The sequence below is a fragment of the Pseudorhizobium flavum genome (assembly GCF_044142885.1).
Classification (GTDB): Bacteria; Pseudomonadota; Alphaproteobacteria; order Rhizobiales; family Rhizobiaceae; genus Neorhizobium; species Neorhizobium flavum.
This window is the reverse complement of sequence record NZ_JBIOKZ010000003.1, coordinates 432,307-452,613: the sequence shown is the minus strand read 5'-3', so window position 1 is coordinate 452,613 and position 20,307 is coordinate 432,307. Positions and strand designations below refer to the sequence as shown.

Annotated in this window: 14 protein-coding genes; 4 read left to right on the top strand and 10 right to left on the bottom strand. The window is 62.6% G+C overall.

The window, feature by feature from the left end; genetic code table 11:
- Positions 1-3: 3 nt before the first annotated feature.
- The 4 genes from hemA to ACEPP2_RS09005 all read right to left on the bottom strand — a co-directional run bounded on the left by hemA (position 4) and on the right by ACEPP2_RS09005 (position 5,156).
- Complete coding sequence (hemA, locus tag ACEPP2_RS09020; protein ID WP_395516375.1) at positions 4-1,218, bottom strand: 5-aminolevulinate synthase; 1,215 nt, start codon at positions 1,216-1,218, stop codon at positions 4-6.
- A 188-nt stretch (positions 1,219-1,406) separates the two neighbouring features.
- Positions 1,407-2,204: an FAD binding domain-containing protein gene (locus ACEPP2_RS09015; protein WP_395516374.1), complete on the bottom strand. Its 798-nt coding sequence runs from the start codon at positions 2,202-2,204 to the stop codon at positions 1,407-1,409.
- A 12-nt stretch (positions 2,205-2,216) separates the two neighbouring features.
- Entirely contained in the window at positions 2,217-4,565 is a 2,349-nt protein-coding gene (locus tag ACEPP2_RS09010; protein WP_395516373.1) for a xanthine dehydrogenase family protein molybdopterin-binding subunit, read from the bottom strand.
- A gap of 102 nt (positions 4,566-4,667) precedes the next feature.
- A complete protein-coding gene (locus ACEPP2_RS09005) occupies positions 4,668-5,156 on the bottom strand; it encodes a (2Fe-2S)-binding protein (RefSeq protein ID WP_142586409.1) in 489 nt (162 codons plus the stop codon).
- 292 nt (positions 5,157-5,448) lie between these two features.
- Here ACEPP2_RS09005 and ACEPP2_RS09000 point away from each other — a divergent pair, with 292 nt between their 5' ends.
- The 4 genes from ACEPP2_RS09000 to ACEPP2_RS08985 all read left to right on the top strand — a co-directional run bounded on the left by ACEPP2_RS09000 (position 5,449) and on the right by ACEPP2_RS08985 (position 13,000).
- The gene (locus ACEPP2_RS09000) at positions 5,449-5,712 is read left to right on the top strand and encodes a YMGG-like glycine zipper-containing protein (RefSeq protein ID WP_142586410.1); all 264 of its coding nucleotides are present in this window, start codon (positions 5,449-5,451) and stop codon (positions 5,710-5,712) included.
- 210 nt (positions 5,713-5,922) lie between these two features.
- Entirely contained in the window at positions 5,923-7,797 is a 1,875-nt protein-coding gene (locus ACEPP2_RS08995; protein WP_395516372.1) for an autotransporter assembly complex protein TamA, read from the top strand.
- A 36-nt stretch (positions 7,798-7,833) separates the two neighbouring features.
- Positions 7,834-12,321, top strand: coding sequence for a translocation/assembly module TamB domain-containing protein (locus ACEPP2_RS08990; protein WP_395516371.1), 4,488 nt, complete (start codon positions 7,834-7,836; stop codon positions 12,319-12,321).
- A gap of 199 nt (positions 12,322-12,520) precedes the next feature.
- Positions 12,521-13,000, top strand: coding sequence for a chemotaxis protein CheW (locus tag ACEPP2_RS08985; RefSeq protein WP_052640350.1), 480 nt, complete (start codon positions 12,521-12,523; stop codon positions 12,998-13,000).
- 114 nt (positions 13,001-13,114) lie between these two features.
- Here the strand turns inward: ACEPP2_RS08985 and ACEPP2_RS08980 are convergent, their stop codons facing one another.
- From ACEPP2_RS08980 to ACEPP2_RS08955, 6 genes are all read right to left on the bottom strand, one after another.
- Positions 13,115-13,459: a formate dehydrogenase subunit delta gene (locus ACEPP2_RS08980; protein WP_395516370.1), complete on the bottom strand. Its 345-nt coding sequence runs from the start codon at positions 13,457-13,459 to the stop codon at positions 13,115-13,117.
- On the bottom strand, positions 13,449-14,273 hold the full coding sequence (gene fdhD / locus ACEPP2_RS08975; protein ID WP_395516369.1) for a formate dehydrogenase accessory sulfurtransferase FdhD: 825 nt from the start codon (positions 14,271-14,273) through the stop codon (positions 13,449-13,451). Before fdhD ends, ACEPP2_RS08980 begins: the two co-directional genes overlap by 11 nt.
- Before the next feature lie 8 nt (positions 14,274-14,281).
- Positions 14,282-17,161 carry a formate dehydrogenase subunit alpha gene (fdhF, locus tag ACEPP2_RS08970; RefSeq protein WP_395516368.1) on the bottom strand — a complete coding sequence of 960 codons (2,880 nt, stop codon included), beginning with the start codon at positions 17,159-17,161 and terminating at the stop codon, positions 14,282-14,284.
- 5 nt (positions 17,162-17,166) lie between these two features.
- Positions 17,167-18,723 carry a formate dehydrogenase beta subunit gene (locus ACEPP2_RS08965; protein WP_395516367.1) on the bottom strand — a complete coding sequence of 519 codons (1,557 nt, stop codon included), beginning with the start codon at positions 18,721-18,723 and terminating at the stop codon, positions 17,167-17,169.
- Entirely contained in the window at positions 18,720-19,199 is a 480-nt protein-coding gene (locus ACEPP2_RS08960; RefSeq protein ID WP_395516366.1) for a formate dehydrogenase subunit gamma, read from the bottom strand. The genes ACEPP2_RS08965 and ACEPP2_RS08960 overlap by 4 nt, the downstream gene beginning before the upstream one ends.
- A 118-nt stretch (positions 19,200-19,317) precedes the next feature.
- Positions 19,318-20,211: a LysR family transcriptional regulator gene (locus ACEPP2_RS08955; protein WP_395516365.1), complete on the bottom strand. Its 894-nt coding sequence runs from the start codon at positions 20,209-20,211 to the stop codon at positions 19,318-19,320.
- Positions 20,212-20,307: the final 96 nt, after the last annotated feature.

The window sequence follows — 20,307 nt, the reverse complement described above, 5'->3', positions numbered from 1 at the left end:
GGCTCAGGCAACCGCGCGGGCGAGCGCGCAGCGCGACCAGAGCTGATGCACCCCGTCGACGAGGCGCTCGAGATCGCCATCCGAATGCAGCGGCGTCGGTGTGATGCGCAGGCGCTCCGTCTTGCGCGGCACCGTCGGGTAGTTGATCGGCTGCACATAGATGTCGAACGAGTCGAGCAGGATGTCGGAGATCCACTTGCACTTGGCAGCGTCGCCCACCATGATCGGCACGATGTGGCTGGGATTGTGCATGTGCGGAATGCCTCGGGCATCGAGCAGCGAACGCAGCTTCTTGACGCGGTCCTGATGACGGACGCGTTCGAAGGGGCTCGCCTTCAGGTGCCGGATCGAGGCGATCGCGCCGGCAGCGAGCGTCGGCGGCAGGGCGGTCGTAAAGATGAAGCCGGAAGCAAATGAGCGGATGAAGTCGCAGAGCGCTGTAGACGCCGCGATATAGCCCCCCATCACGCCGAAGGCCTTGCCGAGGGTGCCCTCGATGATCGTCAGGCGGTCCATCAGGCCTTCGCGCTCGGCGATGCCGCCGCCGCGCGGACCGTACATGCCAACCGCATGGACTTCGTCGAGATAGGTCATCGCACCGTATTTGTCGGCGAGATCACAGATCTCCTTGATCGGCGCGATGTCGCCATCCATGGAGTAGACTGATTCGAACGCGATCAGCTTCGGCGCATTCGGGTCGGCCGCCGCAAGCTTTGCCTCGAGGTCATTCAGGTCGTTGTGCTTCCAGATCACCCGATCGCACTTGGCGTAGCGAATGCCCTCGATCATCGACGCGTGGTTCAACGCATCTGAAAAGATGATGAGGCCGGGGATTTTCTGGCCGAGCGTACCGAGCGTTGCCCAGTTGGAGATATAGCCGGAGGTGAAGACGAGCGCAGATTCCTTGCCGTGAAGATCGGCAAGTTCCTGCTCGAGAAGAACATGGTAGTGGGTGGTACCAGAGATATTCCGGGTGCCTCCCGCACCCGCGCCACAGTGATCGATCGCCTCATGCATGGCTGCGATCACGGCTGGATGCTGGCCCATGCCGAGATAATCGTTGGAACACCAGACCGTAACTTCCTTGGGACCCTCGGGGGTGTGACGCGTGGCACGAGGGAAACTGCCGCGATGCCGCTCGAGATCGGCGAACACCCGGTAACGGCCTTCCTGGTGAAGACTGTCCAGTTCGCGCTTGAAAAATGCCTCGAAATCCATGTCACACTCCAGAACCCTGTAACGGTTTTGGTTTCTCGCTCGCTCCGCGTCAACCCCGCAGATTGGAATTAATCCAGACTGCGGCAATTGGACGTTATTTCGAACGGTTCCAAGGTCCGTGGTAGCCGATGCGGACGACCCCGGACTTGATCCACATCAAGTTGGGAAGGATATCCCGCCTCTCCTACTCACCCGGCTGCCTGGACGGCACGCTTGGCCATTACACGAACAAGATTGGCTCTGTAGTCCGCGCTCGCATGCATGTCGGCGAGCATATCCGCCTGACCGACTTCGGCTGTCATGACGGCTTCGGGCGACCAGGATGATACCAGTGCTTCTTCCATGCCTCGATGGCGGAACACGCCGTTCGCTCCCGCACCCGTTACAGCCACGCGGACCCCGTCCAGGCGCTTGGCGACGAACACCCCGGCAAGCGCATAACGCGAAGCGGGATTGGCAAACTTTGCATAGCCTGCCTTCTCGGGCGCCTCGAAGGTCACGGCGGTCACCATCTCGCCCTCCTCCAGGGCCGTCTCGAAGAGACCGGTGAAGAACTCGTCCGCTCCGATCCACCGGCGATCGGTGATGATCGTCGCCCCGAGACCGAGCATGGCGGCCGGATAGTCAGCGGCCGGATCATTGTTGGCGATCGAACCGCCAATCGTTCCCATGTGCCTGACATGCGGATCGCCGATCATTCCGGCGAGATCGCAGATGGCCGGACAGACCGAGCGCAGGAGCGACGAGCCGGCGACATCGGCATGCGGCGTGGCTGCGCCGATTCGTACATTGCCGCCATCGAGGGAAATTCCCTTCAGGTCGGGAATGTGGCGCAGGTCGATCAGGTCCGACGGCGCGGCCAACCGCTGCTTCATCGTTGCGATCAGCGTCATTCCGCCGGACAGATAGCGCCCTTCGTCATGCTGGCTCTTGAGTTTGACGGCCTCCTCGACCGAGGAGGCGCGGTGATAGCTCGTTGCATACATGTCCGATCCTCCTCAGTGTGTCGCGCGCATAGCCTGCCAGACCTTCATCGGCGTGGCGGGCATGGTCAGGCTGTTGTTGCCGATCGCGTCGGTGATGGCATTGATGAGCGCCGGCGGCGAACCGATTGCCCCCGCCTCGCCGCAGCCCTTGATGCCAAGCGGATTGCTTGGGCAGGGCGTATTCTGGTGCGAGAGGTTGAAGGACGGAAGGTCGTCCGCGCGAGGCATGGCATAGTCCATATAGCTCGCGGTGAGCAGTTGGCCGCTTTCACGGTCATAGCGCACTTCTTCAAGCAGCGCCTGGCCGATTCCCTGCGCCAGCCCCCCATGCACCTGTCCCTCGACGATCAGAGGATTGATGATATTTCCGAAATCGTCTGCCGCGACGAACTGGATGATCTCCGTCTTGCCCGTCTCCGGATCGACCTCGACCTCCGCGATATAGCAGCCGGCCGGGAAGGTGAAGTTGGCAGGATCGTAAAAAGCCGTTTCCTTCAGCCCCGGCTCCATCCCCGATGGCAGGTTGTGGGCGGTATAGGCCGCCAGCGCCACCTGGAACCACGGCACGGTCTTGTCCGTACCCGCCACCTTCAGTTCACCGTTCTCGATGACGATGTCGCTGTCATCCGCCTCCATCAGGTGGGCGGCGATCTTCTTCGCCTTCGCCTCGACCTTGTCCAGCGCCTTGACGACCGCCGACATTCCGACCGCCCCGGAGCGGGAACCGTAGGTGCCCATTCCCATCTGCACCTTGTCGGTATCGCCGTGAACGATGTTGACGCTGTCGAGCGGCACGCCAAGCCGCTCCGCCACCAGTTGCGCAAACGTCGTCTCGTGACCCTGTCCATGGCTATGCGAGCCGGTCAGGACCTCAATGGTGCCGACCGCGTTCACCCGCACTTCTGCCGATTCCCACAGACCGACGCCTGCACCCAAGGAGCCGACGGCAGCCGAAGGTGCGATGCCGCAGGCCTCGATGTAGCAGCTCATGCCGATTCCACGGCGCTTGCCGCGGCCTTCCGCCTCTGCGCGGCGCGCGCCGAAGCCGTCCCAATCGGCGGCCTGCATGGCGGCACTCAGCGACGCTTCGTAGTCGCCGGCGTCATAATTCATGATGACCGGCGTCTGATAGGGGAACGTACGGATGAAATTCTTGCGCCGCAATTCGGCGGGAGAAATCCCGAGTTCCCTGGCGGCCGTTTCCATCGTCCGCTCCAGGAGATACGTCGCCTCGGGCCGCCCGGCACCGCGATAGGCATCGACCGGCACTGTGTTGGTGTAGACCGTGCGGACGTTGGCGTGGATGGACGGGATCGCGTACTGCCCGGAAAGCAGCGTTGCATAGAGATAGGTTGGTACAGCGGAGGAAAAGAGGGACATGTAGGCGCCGAGATTGGCGATCGTGTCCACCTTCAGGCCGATGATGCGATGATCGGCGTCGAAGGCCATCTTGACCTTCGAGACATGGTCGCGGCCATGCGCATCGGTCAGGAAGGCTTCAGTACGATCCGACGTCCACTTGACCGGAACGCCGGTCTTCTTGGATGCCCAGAGACAGACGATCTCCTCGGGATAGATGTAGATCTTCGACCCGAAGCCGCCGCCGACATCGGGGGCGATCACCCTCAGCTTGTTCTCGGGAGCGACATTATAGAACGCGCTCATCACCAGCCGCGCCACATGCGGATTCTGGCTGGTCGTATAGCATGTGTAATGATCTTCGGCCGTGTCATAGATGCCGAGGGTCGCACGCGGCTCCATCGGGTTGGGCGACAGCCGGTTGTTGTGGATCTCGATCTCGGTGACGTGGGCCGCGGTTGCGATCGCCTGGTCCGTCGCCGATCCATCGCCGATCTCCCAGTCGAAGATCAGATTGCCCGGCGCCTCCGGATGTATCTGCGGCGCGCCGGCCTCCAGCGCTGACACCGCCTCCGTCACCGCCGGAAGCTCCTCGTAGTCCACCACGACCGCTTCTGCCGCATCACGTGCTTCCGCCGAGGAATCGGCGACGACGATCGCGACCGCATCGCCGACATAGCGGACGATCTCGTGCGCGAGCGGGCGCCAGGCACCCATCTTCATGGGCGATCCGTCTTTGGAATGGATCATCCAGCCGCAGATCAGGTTGCCGATCCCATCGGCCTGTAGCTGCCTGCCGTCCAGCACGTCGATGACGCCCGGCATCGCCTTCGCGGCGGCGGCATCTATGCCGCGTATCCTTGCATGGGCATAGGGGCTGCGAACAAAGTAGGCATATTTCATTCCCGGCACCGACATGTCGTCCGTGTACCGGCCCTTGCCGGTCAGGAAGCGTTTGTCTTCCTTGCGGGTGACACGTGCACCGATTCCTTCAACACCCATTTTCATCTCCTCCAGAAATGAGCGAACAGCAACTTCGAAGGGCGGGTACCTCCGGCCGCAGAAGCGGCTGTCGGTCCTATCCGCACGCCTCGGTTTGGCTTGTCATTCCGCCGCCTGCCGGCCGGCCGCCATCTCGGCGTCGGCGGCAAGGACTGCCTTGACGATGTTGTGGTATCCGGTGCACCGGCAGATATTGCCTTCCAGTTCATGGCGCACGGTCGCTTCGTCGAGCTTCCCGCCATGACGGTTGATCATGTCCACCGCGGTCATCACCATGCCGGGCGTGCAGAAGCCGCACTGCAGGCCGTGGTGTTCCTTGAAGGCGGCTTGGACGGGATGAAGTTCGCCTTGTGCGGCGATTCCCTCGATGGTCGTGACGCTTGAGCCTGCCGCCTGGACGGCGAGGATGGAACAGCTCTTGACGGATTTACCGTCCATGTGAACTACGCATGCGCCACACTGGGTCGTGTCACATCCGACATGCGTTCCCGTCAGTCCCAGTTTCTCCCGGATGAAATGAACCAGCAGCGTGCGGTCGTCACACTCGCCGCTCACCGTACGGCCATTCACCGTCAGCGTCACTTTTGCCATCGTGCTCCTCCTCGTGTCTCCTCCAGACACGCTCGCATCATTTTCCTTTTTGCCAGCCCGATCAACCTCTAGCTTTGCGACGAAGGAACATTTTTCCGACGAACGACGAGCGACGGTCCCGCTGGACATGACGCCCGTCAAATTCGGTGCAGAAAGATCCGACGGCGATCGCCTTGGATCTATGGACATCGGCTACGCCCGATCTATTGTTGCAGTCGATGGGGTGCACGAAAGCCGAGGGCGAAGGCGTCACCACCAGCCATTGATGACGTTGAGTCGTGGGAGAGAGACGATGAGAAGAATGCTTGTGCTCGCAATGACGGGACTCATGCTGGCAAGCTGCACCCAGACGGAACAGGGAGCCGCAATCGGTGCCGGCACCGGTGCCGTGATCGGCGGCCTGGCCACAGGCAATGTGCGGGGAGCCGCAGTCGGCGCCGCGATCGGCGGCGTTTCGGGCGCCCTGATCGGCTCTGTCGCCGAGCAGCCCGGCCAGTGCTACTACCGCGACCGCTATGGACGGCGCTACATCGACGACTGCCCCCGCCGTTACTGAGCCGCGCATATCCGGCTGTGGCCCCGGAGCAAGCTCCGGGGCTTTTCTTTTTAATAACAATCACCGAGCCATCAAAAGAGGTGTTCGGCCTCGGCTTTAACCGCTACATAGGCGGACTTGACGCTTGAAAGACGGCTCGGAAGGCAAAGACCGATAGTGTGGGTGCGTAGACCAGTTAGCGAGGCAGCTGTCGCCTGCTTCCCAGGACGAATGGTGACGTTCACGGCCTCTGCCGTCGTGATCGGTCTTCTGACGGCCTCGCCGGCTCATGCTCTCAAGCTGTTCGGCATCAATCTGTTCGGATCCGAGGAAGAGACCATAGAGGTCATCAATCCCGTCCGGTACGACGCCACGCTGTCCACAGGCGACGCCGACTCCGATCTTGCCGAACGCCTGGAGAATGCCGCCTCTCTTGTCAACGATGAGGAACAGCCGGTGTCGGGAGACCTTGGTATCGTCATCAAGGCACGAGAAGACCGGGACCGGCTGGTCGCAGTCCTCTATGAGGAGGCCCGCTATGGCGGCACCGTCCATATCAGCATCGAGGGCGTTGATATCGACGCCCTCCCCCCAAACCCGACTTTCGATCACTCACGCCCTGTGCCGGTTACAGTCAGCATCATACCCGGCCCGGTCTTCAAGCTCGGCTCGGTGCGGTTCGAGGGTGACGCTGCCGGACGCGATCCCGCCGACTACGACCTTGTCCCGGGAGGAGAAGCCGGTTCACGGGTCATTCTGAAAGCAAGCGAACGTCTGCTTGTCGATGTGAAGGCAGAAGGACGACCGCTGGCGCGTCTGACGGAGCGGCAGGTCACCGCCGACCATCGGACCCTGACGGTGGACGTCGTAACGGGTGTGGTCAGCGGCCCCGAAGCCGACTTCGGCGCGGTGACAGTCAAGGGATCGCGAACCGTGAAGGCGGATTTCATCCGTCGCTATTCGCGGCTGGACAAGGGTGACCGCTACTCGCCCGAGCAGTTGCGGAAGGCCTCGGAACGTCTGCGTGAACTGGGCGTATTTTCAAGCATCACGATTCGCGAGGCAGAAGCGCTTGCACCCGACGGAACACTTCCCCTCACCATCGAGGTTTCCGAGGGCAAGCATCGCTATTTCGGATTCGGTGCAGAATATTCCTCGCTGGATGGCGCAGGCCTGCAGGGCTACTGGGGCCACCGAAACCTCTTCGGGGAGGCTGAAGCGCTTCGGATAGAAGGCAAGGTATCGGGCATCGGCGCCACAACGGACGTGACGGCCTTCGACTATTCCGCCGGCATCGTCTTCACCAAACCCGGATTTCCCGTTCCGGAAGCCACATTCGAGTCGCGGCTGGAGGCGAAGAGCGAGACGCCCGACGACATATACGAAGCGCAGACGGTTGTCGGCTCTGCGGGCCTCTCCTACGAACTCAACGAGACTGACACGCTGAAGGCTGGCGGAGAAATTGCCTGGATCAGTACCGACGATGCCTTCGGCGAAAACGATTACCTGACATTCAGCGTCCCCGTCGCGTTCGAGCGGGATGCTCGTGACAACAAACTGGACCCGACGGAGGGATACTGGGCGACGATCTCGGCAAAGCCCTCCTACGAATTCTTCAACGGTAACGTCTTTTCCTCATTCGAAGGGTCGCTCTCCGGCTATCTGGGTCTGGGGGCCGAAGACAACATCGTCCTCGCGGGTAAGGTTTCGGCCGGCACGCTGATCGGCGCGGAGGATCTCGCAGACATCCCCGTGACCCGCCGGTTCTTTGCCGGCGGCGGAGGATCGGTCCGCGGCTATGCATTCCGTGAGATTTCGCCCTATAATGACGCCGAGGAAGCCTTGGGCGGACGCTCTTACGCGCTCGCATCATTCGAGGTCAGGACCAAGATCACCGAGAATATCGGTCTGGTACCATTCATTGACGTCGGGACGGTCTCGACCGAAATCGTGCCTGATTTCTCCGATATCCGTGCCGGTGCGGGTATCGGGATTCGGTATGCGACGCCATTTGGGCCGCTACGCCTCGACGTTGCAGTACCGCTTCGGAAATATGACGGCGGCAGCGACTACGGCATCTATGCCGGGATCGGGCAATCGTTCTGACAGCGCCGCGAGGCGATCAACTAGGGGCAGGATGGGATGGTTCGCCTGTTGAAATGGGTTGTGAAGATCGCGCTCGTCGCGGTGGCGATCCTTCTCGTTATGGCTCTTGGTGTCCTGCTCTTCGTGGGCTTGACCCCGGTTGGCAGCCAGATCGCGGCAGAGCGTATCTCATCTATTGTCTCGACACCGGACAGGCAGGTTAACTTCTCGCCTCCGCAGGGCCTTCTGAGCGGCGACCTGCAGATTGCCTCCCTTACCCTATCCGACGATGAAGGCACCTATGCGGAGATCGAGGGGCTGCACGTCGATTGGTCACCCTCCGCGTTGTTGCGCGGCGTGTTCCGCGCCGAGAATGTAAGCGTTGACAGCATCGATGTTTTGCGCGCGCCGCTTCCGTCTGCGCTGCCGGATGAGCCGCAAGCTGGACAGTCCTCGGGCTTCTCGCTGCCTGTCGGGGTGCGCATCGCACAGATCGACATGCCCGACATCGAGATCGCACCGACTCTCACCGGCCGACCCTTTTCTCTTTCTCTCCAGGGATCGATCGACGCCACCGGTCCGAACATACGGCTTGATCTCGAAGCAACCAGACAGGATGAACCGGATGCTCGCGCCGTTGCGGACATACTGTACGCACCCGCCGAGAACCGCCTTGCTGTCACAGCGTCCGTTTCGGAGCCGCAGGGCGGCTTGCTCGCACGCCTGCTGAAGCTTCCAGGCGCCCCCGCAGTCGACCTGGCACTGGAGGGGACCGGGCCTTTGTCAGACTGGAGCGGCAAGCTGTCAGGCAGCGTGGCCGGGGACCCCGTCGTGGCAGCAGAGGGAAGCCACCAGATGCTTCCGGACGGCAGCCGCCGGGTCGAGCTCGTGGGCGGCGGCCAGTTGGCCACACTCCTGCCCCCCGCGTTTCGTCCGCTATTCGAGGGCACAACCGATATCGACGTGGCAGCCAACATTGGCCGCAACGGGCGCATCTCGATCGATAACGGCAAGATCGTTTCTGGCGCAGTGAATATCACGGCATCAGGTGTTTGGGATCCGGCGGGCGACAACAGCCTCACGGCAAGCCTCACCGGAACGGATGGACCCGTACCCATCGTGTGGCCGATTGCAGGTTACAACAGCCGGTTTGTCGTCGACACTCTCAACCTGACGGTCACCGGCGCAGCACAGTCCGCGCGCCTCAACGCAACCGCGGCACTCGCCTCAGCCGACGTGGCTCAAGGCCGCTTCGGCCAGATCAGGCTGCAGGCAGAAAGTGAAGACCTGAACCTGGTGACCCGCTCCGGCAGCGTGCGCTCCCGCCTCACAATCGGCGAAAGTGATTTCTCGAATGCTGATCTGGATCGCGCCTTGCAGGCACCGATTACGCTCGACGCGCCGCTCCGCCTCGATCTGCCGGCCATCGGTTTGGATGCGGCAACGCTCGACAGCGCGCGTCTAAGCGGAACCGTCAGCGGGACGTACAATACCACCTCCCAGAACCTCACGGGCAACTTCCGGATCACCGCGACCCCGGAAGCCCTGCCGCCTGCATTTGCCTCACGCTTCGAGAACACGATCCTGGCTGAAGGCTATGTCGAACGGACGTCCGCCAACCAGGTGAAGGTCGAGAACTTCGTCCTGAAATCTGATGCGGTGGAAGCGCACGGCAACGCGACCTTGGCTGGCGAGCAGATGACCGGCCGTCTTGCCGGGCGCGTGCCCGAACTTCGTCGCTGGCTGGCCAATGCCGAAGGCGCGGCAGGTTTCGACGTCTCGGCGGAGGGAAGGCTGGACGCCCTGTCGGTTAAAGGCGTTGTGAATGCCGCAGAGATCAGGCTGGCTGGAAAGCTCGTGCAGGATCTGCGTGTGAACGTGGAGGGGGTCGCCAATCCGCAATCGCCCGCCGGAAAGGTCGAGGCGACGGGATCGATCGAGGGACAACCGCTCAGCATCAATGCGGACCTGCGGTCGGAAGGAGGCCGCACCTCGGCGCCAGCCATCGACCTCCAGGTGGGACCCAACCGACTGGAAGGGGCTCTGAGCTTCTCTCCCGATTTCATGCCCGAAGGCAATCTGGAGTTTGAATTCCCCGACGTCTCACTGCTTGCCGCACTTGCGGCCCAGCAAGCGGAAGGCGATCTCCAGGGCACAGTCGCCTTCGAAAACCGGGACGGGCAAACACAAGCCGTTGTGCGGGCCTCCGGAAGCCGGGTCGCCAGCGGAAATCTGGAGGTTACCGGCCCGGTGATCGACGTGACGGTTCCTGACCTACGGGCACTTGCTGCGGACGGCACGATCCGAGCAAGCCGGCTTGGAACCGCAGCAACCGCGATAGAGGCTCTGGACCTGAACTTCGCCTACCAGGATACCGGCACTCGGCTCGAGCTGGACGCCCGATATGACGATGCACCGTTGACGGGTGTGGCCACGGTAAGAACAGGCGATACAACGTCGGTTGCGCTCGAGAGCTTTGCGGCCGAACCTAGGGGCATTTCTGTCCAACTGGCCAACCCGACGACCATCGTGGTCGCGGATGGAAACGCCCGCCTGTCCGACCTCACCGTCGGAACCGGCGACGGCCGTATCAGCGTTAGCGGCACGGTCGGCAGCCAACTGGATGTGCAGGCTCAGATCGAATCCCTTCCTGCAAGCCTGCTCAATACTTTCGTACCCGCACTCAATGCGGCCGGCTCCATTTCCGGGACCATAGACGCCGAAGGCTCCCTCACCGCCCCTTCGATCCGGTATGATCTCGAATGGTCGGAGGCACAGTTGCAGCAGACCAGGCAGGCGGGCGTCGGACCGCTTCAACTACAGGTAGCCGGCAGCTTTTCCGACAGGACGCTTCAGCTGGACGAGACACAGCTGTCGGGCGCGGACGGGCTGGATATCGATGCATCCGGCCGCATCGTCCTGAACGAAGACGGAGCTCCCGCACTGGACATAAACGCCACGGCCAACGCAGTTCCCGCTAGTCTTGCCAACGCCTTCGTTCCCGGCCTTGGCGCCCGCGGAACGATCGCCGGCACCGTCACTGCGGCCGGAACACCACAGGCGCCGGCCGTCCGCTACGACCTGACATGGTCGGATGCTGCCGTCGCCCAGACCACATCCGCCGGGCTTTCGTCGCTACAGGTGAGGGCGACCGGCGAGTACCGCGACAATGCCGTCACGATCGAGACGAGCCTTGCCGGACAAGGCAACCTGTCGCTCTCCGGCGGAGGCACGATTTCGCTGCAGGGCGCGCGAGCTCTGGATCTTCAGTTCGACGGCCAGATACCCTTTGCCATCCTGGCCGGACAACTGGCAGACCAGGGTTTCGTGCTGGAGGGAACGGGCAACGTCGATCTGGCTATCGGCGGCACGACCGCCTCCCCCTCCATCACCGGTTCCGCATCCACATCCGGCGCCCGTTTGATCGATGTCCGCCGCAACCTCGCAGTCGAGCAACTTGCCGCCAACGTCACATTTAGCGGCACCGAAGCGAATATCTCCAGCCTGACCGGCACGCTTTCGACCGGGGGCCGCGTTTCCGCCAGCGGCTCCATCGGCATCGCTCCCGGCTCCGGTTTCCCCGCAGATCTGTCGATCAGCCTGGTGGACGCCACCTATGTCGACGGCACGCTCTTCACCGCAACCGCCAGCGGAGATCTCACCGTTACGGGTCCGCTGACGGCCGGGCCCGTACTCGGAGGCCGCATCACGCTCTCCGAGGCCGCGATCACCGTCCCCGCCAAGTTGCCGACATCCCTCACCGAGATCGAGATCCGCCACCGCAACCCGCCTCCCGAAGTCGTCCGTCAGGTGAGGGAACTGGCGCCGGAGCAGGCGTCGGGCACCTCAAGTCCCCTGGCTCTCGATCTCCAGATAAGCGCGCCCAGCGGTATCTTCGTTCGCGGCCGCGGGATCGATGCCGAACTCGGTGGCGAACTGGCGATATCCGGCACCGCCGCGGCCCCGCAGGTAGCGGGTGGATTCGAGATGCGCCGGGGCCGCATCATCATCCTCACCAAGCGTCTGGACTTCACCTCGGGCGAGATCACCTTCGGCGGCGGCCTGATCCCGGTTCTCGACCTCGAGGCGACGACGACATCGGCGCAGACGACGATTACCGTGAACGTGACCGGTATCGCAAACGATCCGGATATCAGTTTCTCCTCGTCGCCAGCCCTGCCACAGGACGAGGTTCTGGCGCGACTGATCTTCGGCCAGTCGATGTCACGTCTTTCGCCGCTGCAGATTGCCCAGTTGGCCGATGCTGTCGGCCAACTCGCAGGCGGCGGTTCCACCTCGCTTCTGGAAACGCTCCGCAGCAATCTCGGCGTCGATGACCTCGATATCAACACCGACGAAACGGGCCAGACAACGGTGTCTGTAGGACGCTATCTGAACAACCGGACGTATCTCCAGCTGGAGCAGGGCGGCGCGGAGGGCGCGCGCGCCACCATCAACCTGGACGTCGGACGCGGGGTGAAGCTGAAAGCCGGCGCGGGCACCGAGGGCGGCACCGCGGGTATCTTCTACGAGCGGGAATACTAGGCGCGGAAACCGCATCGCGCGAGACCTGGCGCTTTTGCTGCAGGCGGTTTAGATTTATTCAAGATTCTACAAATAAGGTGGTTCCATCGCACCACGACACGAAGCGCGTAGCCAGGAGGCGCGTCTGCTTCCGGCCCGGCTTTCGGTGCTGCGTCGAGCGTCGCCTTGCTCCAGGCACCGGAGAGTTGGGAAGCACATGATGGCCACGATGAACACTTCTGCAAGCTATAGCGGCGAGACGCTGGAAATTATAGCATTTCGCCTTCACGACCAGGAATTCTGCGTCAAGACCACGACCATTCGAGAGATCCGCGGCTGGGCGCCGTCTACGCCGATTCCGCATGCACCGGCGGACGTGATCGGCGTCATGAACCTGCGCGGCTCGGTGATCCCGATCATCGATCTCGCCCAGAAGCTCGGCATGAAGAGCGCCGTCGCAACGGAGCGCAGCGCCATCGTCGTGGCGGAAGTCCACAACATGGTGATCGGCATGCTCGTCGATCAGGTCTCCGACATTCTCACGATCCCGTCGAACCAGGTTCAGCCGGTTCCGGAAATCTCCGCCTCGTTCGACAAGTCCTTCTCCGAAGGCATCATCGCCAACGAGAACGGCATGATCTGCTTCCTGAACCTCTCCAAGATGTTCAAGGGCACAGAAGTGGAAGACCTCGCCGCCTGAGGCAGTCCCCTCCGCTTGAGCCTTCAAGAAGCCGCATGGATCCGTCCAGCGGCTTTTTTCAGTTGCAGCGGCTGTCGCTCGGCATGAGAGCAAAGGCAACCCGAGTAGCGGGCGTCAGTTGCTTGTCTCGGGAATGTTCGGCTCCGAAAGGGACTCGCCTGCGATTACGCCCTTATCCCCAGGCGCTCCGGCCGCGGCATCCTCGCCCACCCCGACGCCTGAACCCACACGCGCTTCCGGACGGCGGATCATCGGCGCGGCCTTGATGACGAGCGGAAGAAGCCCCTCGCCTCCCTGATCGAGATGTTCGAACAGATGCCGCCGCATCCGCGGTTCCCAAAACTTGTTGATGTGGGTTGCGACCCCCTCCGCCCTCACCTCCTCGGGCTGGGACAGAAAGAAGGTGGCGATCTGGTTCGCCATCCGGACGAGTTTCTCTTGCGACTGATCATGCGACATGAGCGCTGCTTCCCATCTTGATGCGGTCGCTTCGTGTGAAGACTTCGAAGTCCTTGCCGCGCGCAAGCGCGACGACCGTCATGCCCGCCTCCTCGGCTGTGCGGATCGCCAGTGCAGTGGGTGCGGAAATGGCGATCAGGATTGGTGAACCCAGGATCGCGGTCTTCTGCACCATTTCCACGGAAACGCGGCTCGTCACCACGACCGCACCAGTGGCACCTTTTATGCCCTGCCGCGCCACGGCACCGATAAGCTTGTCGAGAGCGTTATGGCGCCCGACATCCTCGCGGACCATCGCCAGCCCTATGCCCGGCACGAAGAACCCTGCCCCATGCACCGCATGCGTCTCCGCATGCAGCGGCTGGCCTTCGCCGAGAGCCGCAACGGCAGCGCTGACATCTCCAGCATCCAGCTCGCAGCCTGGGCCGGAAAGCAGGGGAACCGGTCTCATCGCCTGATCGAGCGATTCCAGGCCGCACAGGCCGCAGCCAACGGGACCCGCCATGCTGCGACGACGGCGACGCAGCGCCTCCTCCTTGTCGCCCTGGAGACTGATCTGGACATCCAGGCCCTTGCCGGCAACAACCACCTCGACGGCTTCGATCTCGTCTGCCTTGCCGATGATGCCCTCGGTGAGGCTGAAACCGATAGCGAAATCGACCAGATCGCTCGGCGTGCCCATCATCACGGCATGGGTGGAGCCTCCGTAGGAGAATGCGATCGGCACCTCCTCTGGAACGACCCTGACGCCTGGGCGTACACCGTTACGCCAGATCGTCTCCCTAACCGCCGCTTTCGTATCGTAAGCCTGCACCCCTTGTCCTATTCCGCTGCTTCCATCTTTCCGGCAATCCGGCGAGACTGCCGTGTCAGTTCCTCATAATCCTGCTGCCATTCCGTCGGTCCGTTCGACGGCGAGACCTGCACCGCCGTCACCTTGTATTCCGGACAGTTGGTCGCCCAGTCCGAGAAGTCGGTGGTGATGACGTTTGCCTGCGTGTCTGGGTGATGGAACGTCGTATAGACGACGCCCGGCGCCACCCTGTCGGTGATGAGCGCCCTCAGGCTGGTCTCACCGGCGCGGCTGGCAAGCTTGATCCAGTCACCGTCCTTGATGCCCCGCTGCTCTGCGTCGTGCGGGTGGATCTCCAGCCGGTCTTCCTCATGCCAGACCACGTTCTCCGTCCGACGCGTCTGCGCGCCAACATTATACTGGCTGAGGATGCGGCCTGTGGTGAGCAGCAGCGGGAAGCGCGGGCCGGTGCGTTCATCGGTCGCGACATATTCGGTGCGGATGAACTTGCCCTTGCCGCGGACAAAGCCGTCCACATGCATGATTGGCGAGCCGTCCGGATACTTCTCGTTGCAGGGCCACTGCACCGATCCCTTCGCGTCGAGATAGGCATAGGAAACGCCGGCGAAGCTCGGCGTGGTGGCCGCGATCTCGTCCATGATCTCTGAAGGGTGCGTATAGGTCCAGTTTAGCCCCATCGCCTGCGCCAGCCTTTGCGTTACCTCCCAGTCTGCGTAGCCGTTCTTCGGGCTCATGACCTTACGGACGCGGTTGATACGCCGCTCCGCATTGGTGAACGTCCCATCCTTCTCGAGGAAGGTAGAGCCCGGCAGGAAGACATGCGCATAATTGGCCGTCTCGTTCAGGAAGAGGTCGTGCACCACGACGCATTCCATTGCGGCAAGACCTGCGGAGACGTGCTTCGTATCCGGATCGGATTGGAGGATGTCTTCCCCCTGGATGTAGAGGCCCCTGAACGTCCCTTCGACGGCCGCGTCCAGCATGTTCGGGATACGCAGCCCCGGCTCATTGTTGAGCGTCACGCCCCACATCTTCTCGAAGGTGTCGCGCGTGGCGTCATCCGAGATGTGCCGATAGCCCGGCAGCTCATGCGGGAAGGAACCCATGTCGCAGGAGCCCTGGACGTTGTTCTGGCCGCGCAGCGGATTCACGCCCACGCCGGGACGGCCGATATTGCCGGTCGCCATGGCCAGATTGGCGATCGCCATGACCGCGGTGGAACCCTGGCTGTGCTCGGTTACTCCGAGCCCATAGTAGATTGCCCCATTTCCGCCGGTCGCATAAAGCCGCGCTGCTCCGCGAACTAGGCCTGCGGGCACGCCGGTGTATGCTTCCGTCGCCTCCGGGCTGTGCTGCGGTTCGGCTGCGAACGCCGCCCAATCCTCGAACTCCGACCAGTCACAGCGTTTACGAATGAAGGTCTCATCAAAGAGGCCTTCCGTAACGATCACATGCGCGAGCGCCGTCAGCACCGCCACATTGGTCCCGGGCTTCAACGGCAGATGGTAGGCGGCTTCCACATGCGGCTGGCGGACGAGATCGATGCGCCGGGGATCGATGACGATGAGCTTCGCTCCCTGCCGCAGCCGCTTCTTCAGACGCGAACCGAAGACCGGATGTCCGTCCGTCGGATTGGCGCCGATGACGACCACAACGTCGGAATACTCGACTGAATCGAAATCCTGGGTGCCGGCCGAGGTTCCATAGGCCTGGCCGAGCCCGTAACCCGTCGGCGAGTGGCAGACACGGGCGCAGGTATCGACGTTGTTGTTGCCGAAGCCGGCCCGGACAAGCTTCTGGACGAGATAGGTCTCCTCGTTCGTGCAGCGCGACGACGTGATGCCGCCGATCGAATCTCGGCCATATTGGTACTGCAGCCGCCTGAATTCGGATGCGACGTGGGCGAAAGCTTCCTCCCACGTCACCTCCCGCCAGGGGTCCGTGATCCTCTCGCGGATCATGGGGTTCAGGATGCGGTCTCGGTGATTGGCATAGCCATAGGCGAAGCGACCCTTGACGCAGGAATGGCCGCGGTTCGCCTTGCCGTCCTTGTACGGTACCATGCGGACGAGTTCCTCGCCGCGCATCTCCGCCTTGAAGGAACAGCCGACGCCGCAATAGGCGCAGGTCGTGACAGCCGAGTGCTCCGGCTGGCCGATGGCGATGACCGACTTCTCGGTGAGAGTCGCTGTCGGGCACGCCTGCACGCAAGCACCGCAGGAAACACACTCCGACTCTAGAAAATGCTCGTGCATCCCGGCCGACACGCGACTGTCGAACCCGCGGCCCTCGATCGTCAGCGCAAACGTACCTTGCACTTCCTCGCAGGCGCGAACGCAGCGCGAGCAGACGATGCACTTGGACGGGTCGTAGGTGAAATAGGGGTTCGACTCGTCCTTCGGCATCCACTTGGCGTTGATCTCGCCATTGTTGCGCGTCTTGACGTGATTATCGCCCTCATATCCGTAACGCACGTCGCGCAGACCGACGGCGCCGGCCATGTCCTGCAACTCGCAATCGCCGTTCGCCGCACAGGTGAGGCAGTCGAGCGGGTGATCGGAGATGTAGAGCTCCATCACGCCGCGGCGGATCTGCTTCAGCCGTTCCGTCTGCGTATGAACGACGAGACCGGGTGCAACGGGTGTCGTGCAGGAGGCGGGGGTGCCGTTTCGTCCCTCCACCTCCACCAGACAGAGCCGGCAGGAACCGAAGGCATCTACCATATCCGTGGCGCAGAGCTTCGGCACCTGGATTCCCGCCTCCATGGAGGCGCGCATGATCGAGGTACCTTCCGGAACAGTCACCTCGCGCCCGTCTATGGTTAGCGTGACGAGGGTTTCGGAACGGGAGGCCGGGGTGCCGTAGTCGATTTCGTGGATCAGGGACATTGTCTTTACTCCGCCGCTTCGACGAGGGGTGTAGGGGCGAAATCTTCCGGGAAGTGCGTCATCGCACTCATGACCGGATAGGGCGTGAAGCCGCCGAGGGCGCAGAGCGAGCCGAACTTCATCGTGGCGCAGAGGTCGGCCAGCAACGCCTTGTTCTTCTCTGGCTCTATTCCCTGCGCAATTCTGTCGGCCGTCTCAACGCCGCGAGTGGAGCCGATGCGGCACGGCGTGCACTTGCCGCAGCTCTCGATGGCGCAGAATTCCATCGCGAACCGCGCCTGTCTCAGCATGTCGGCCGTATCATCGAAGACGACCACGCCCGCATGGCCGATCAGTCCGTCCTTCGACGCGAAGGCTTCGTAGTCGAACGGAGTGTCGAAGAGGGCGCGAGGAAAATAAGCGCCAAGGGGCCCGCCGACCTGCACCGCCTTCACCGGCCGACCGGTCGCCGTGCCGCCGCCGATCTCGTCGACGATCTGACCGAGCGTCAGGCCGAAGGCGGTCTCGAACAGGCCCCCACGTCTTACATTCCCTGCGATCTGGATCGGGATCGTGCCACGCGAGCGGCCCATGCCGAAGTCTCGATAGAACTCCGGACCTCGGTCCAGGATGATGGGGACCGAGGCGAGCGAAATGACATTGTTGACGACGGTCGGGCAGCCCAGGAAGCCCTTGAGCGCTGGCAGCGGCGGCTTTGCCCGCACGATGCCGCGCTTGCCTTCGAGCGAGTTGAGCAGCGAGGTCTCCTCTCCGCAGACATAGGCACCAGCCCCGACGCGCACCTCCATGTCGAACACGCGGCCCGAGCCCATCACCGAGGCGCCGAGGATGCCGGCCTCGCGTGCAGCCTCGATAGCCGCGTTCATGGTCTGGATCGCGTGCGGGTATTCCGACCGGGTGTAGATATATCCCTTCGTTGCGCCCGTCGCGAGACCGGCGATGATCATGCCTTCGATCAGCACGAACGGGTCGCCCTCCATGATCATCCGGTCGGCGAAGGTTCCGCTGTCGCCTTCATCCGCATTGCAGACGATGTACTTTTGCGGCCCCGGCGCTTCGGCGACCGTCTTCCATTTGATGCCGGTCGGAAAACCTGCTCCGCCCCGGCCCCGCAACCCGCTGTCGGTCACGGCCTGCACGATCTGCGGCGCGGACATGGCCAGCGCGCGCTCGAGACCGTTGAGACCTTGGTACTTGCGATAGTCCTCCAGCGAGAGAGGATCGGTCACGCCGCAGCGCGCGAAGGTCAGGCGTGTCTGCTGACGCAGGAACGGGATTTCCTTCGTCAGCCCCAGACCGAGCGGATGCTCCCCGCCGGTGAGAAAGCCGGCCTCGAAAAGACCGGCGACATCTGACGGCTTCACCGGCCCATAGCCAATCCGTCCCTGCTCCGTCCGTACTTCGACCAGGGGCTCGAGCCAGAATATACCGCGCGATCCATTGCGCACGATGCGGGCGTCCAATCCCCGGGAAAGGATTTCTGAACCGATCGCAGCAGCAACCTTGTCGGCACCGACCGCCAGAGCCGCGGCATCACGGGGAACGAAGATGGTGACGGTCATCGGCGGGCCTCCGTAACAAGCTCTCCCAGGCGGTGCATGTCCAAGCGCCCATGCACCTCGCCGTCCAGCATCGCCGCCGGGGCACAGGCACATAGGCCGAGACAGTAGACCGGTTCCAGGGTGATTGCTCCGTCCAGCGTCGTCTGGTGGAAATCGATGCCGAGCAACTGGCGGGCTGCGAGAGCGAGGTCGTCTCCGCCCATTGCCTGGCAGGCCTCGGCGCGACAGAGTTTCAACACATGTCGGCCTGCGGGCGCGTTCCGGAAGTCGTGGTAGAAGCTGACCACGCCATGGACCTCGGCTCGCGACAGGTTGAGTTCGTCCGCGATCACCGGCTTGACCTCTTCCGGGATGAAGCCGAACTCGCTCTGGAGAGCGTGGAGGATCGGCAGCATCGGGCCTTCTAGATGCTTCATTTCGCGGATGATGGATCGCGAACGTTCGGCATATCCGCCGCTCGCTACATGTACGTTCATGGTATTAACCTCCCGGAGAGACAGTGGCCTCTCCGCGCACGGGGCGCATTGGGAAAGTTTCACGCTAGCCTGGCGCAGCGTCAATAACGGCTTTCCGTCGCGTGATAGACAAAACCTATCAATCTAGATCGTCTGTGCTTAGGTTCCGGGCTTGGTGAAGCAGAGCGGAAACAAGCGGCGTGAAAGGTTCCCGGTGGGTCGCCACAAGGCCTACTAAGTGGCTCGCCTCCGGCTCCACGATTGGTATCATGCGGATTTCCTTTGCGAAGCCGAAGGAGTGGGCGACGTTCCTCGGCATGATGCTCGCCCATTGGCCGGTACTGACATGCGAAAGCAAAACGACCATGGAATTCGATTCCAGCGTCGGCTCTACCGTGACGCCTGCCTGTTCCAGGTGCTGGTTGATGATTCGGCGATTCTGCATGTCCGGCGTCAATAGGCAAAGCCGAACGTTCTCCATCTCGTGCCAAGTCACGGTATCGCGATCCGAATAGAGCGTGCCTTCCGCCGTCACCAGCGTGTAGCGCTCCGCATAGAGCGGTACGCTCGTCACCCGGCCGAGCGGCTCGTTGTCGAGATATGTGATACCCGCGTCGATCTCGAAATTGTCGAGTTGACTTAGGACCTGCAAGGATGTGCGCGAAACGACCGAGAAGGTGACGTCGGGATGCTTGGCCTGGAACGGCTCGGTCAACCGGGGGATCATGGCAAGCGCGGTCGGGATCGCCGCTAGCCGGATATGCCCTGACAGGCCGGACTTCGCAGCCCTCATTTCCTCGCGCATGGTCCGGGCATCGCCGACGATCCGCTTTGCCCATTCAAGTACCCGCTGGCCTTCCGGCGTTAGGCCCTGATAGCGGGTGCCACGAACGACGAGCACGACGCCGAGTTGATCCTCGAGCTGACGGATGGCGGCCGAAAGCGATGGTTGAGATATGCCGCATTCAACGGCCGCCCGCCCGAAGTGACCCTCGCGGGCGAGGACGATGAAGAGTTCGAGCTTGTCCAGCATGCGGCATTATCCCGGCGAAAGCCGCACAACAGCAAGCCGCAGGCAGAAGCGCAACAAAAAAGGCGGCCCCAGGGGCCGCCTTTCAAGCAGTCTCTT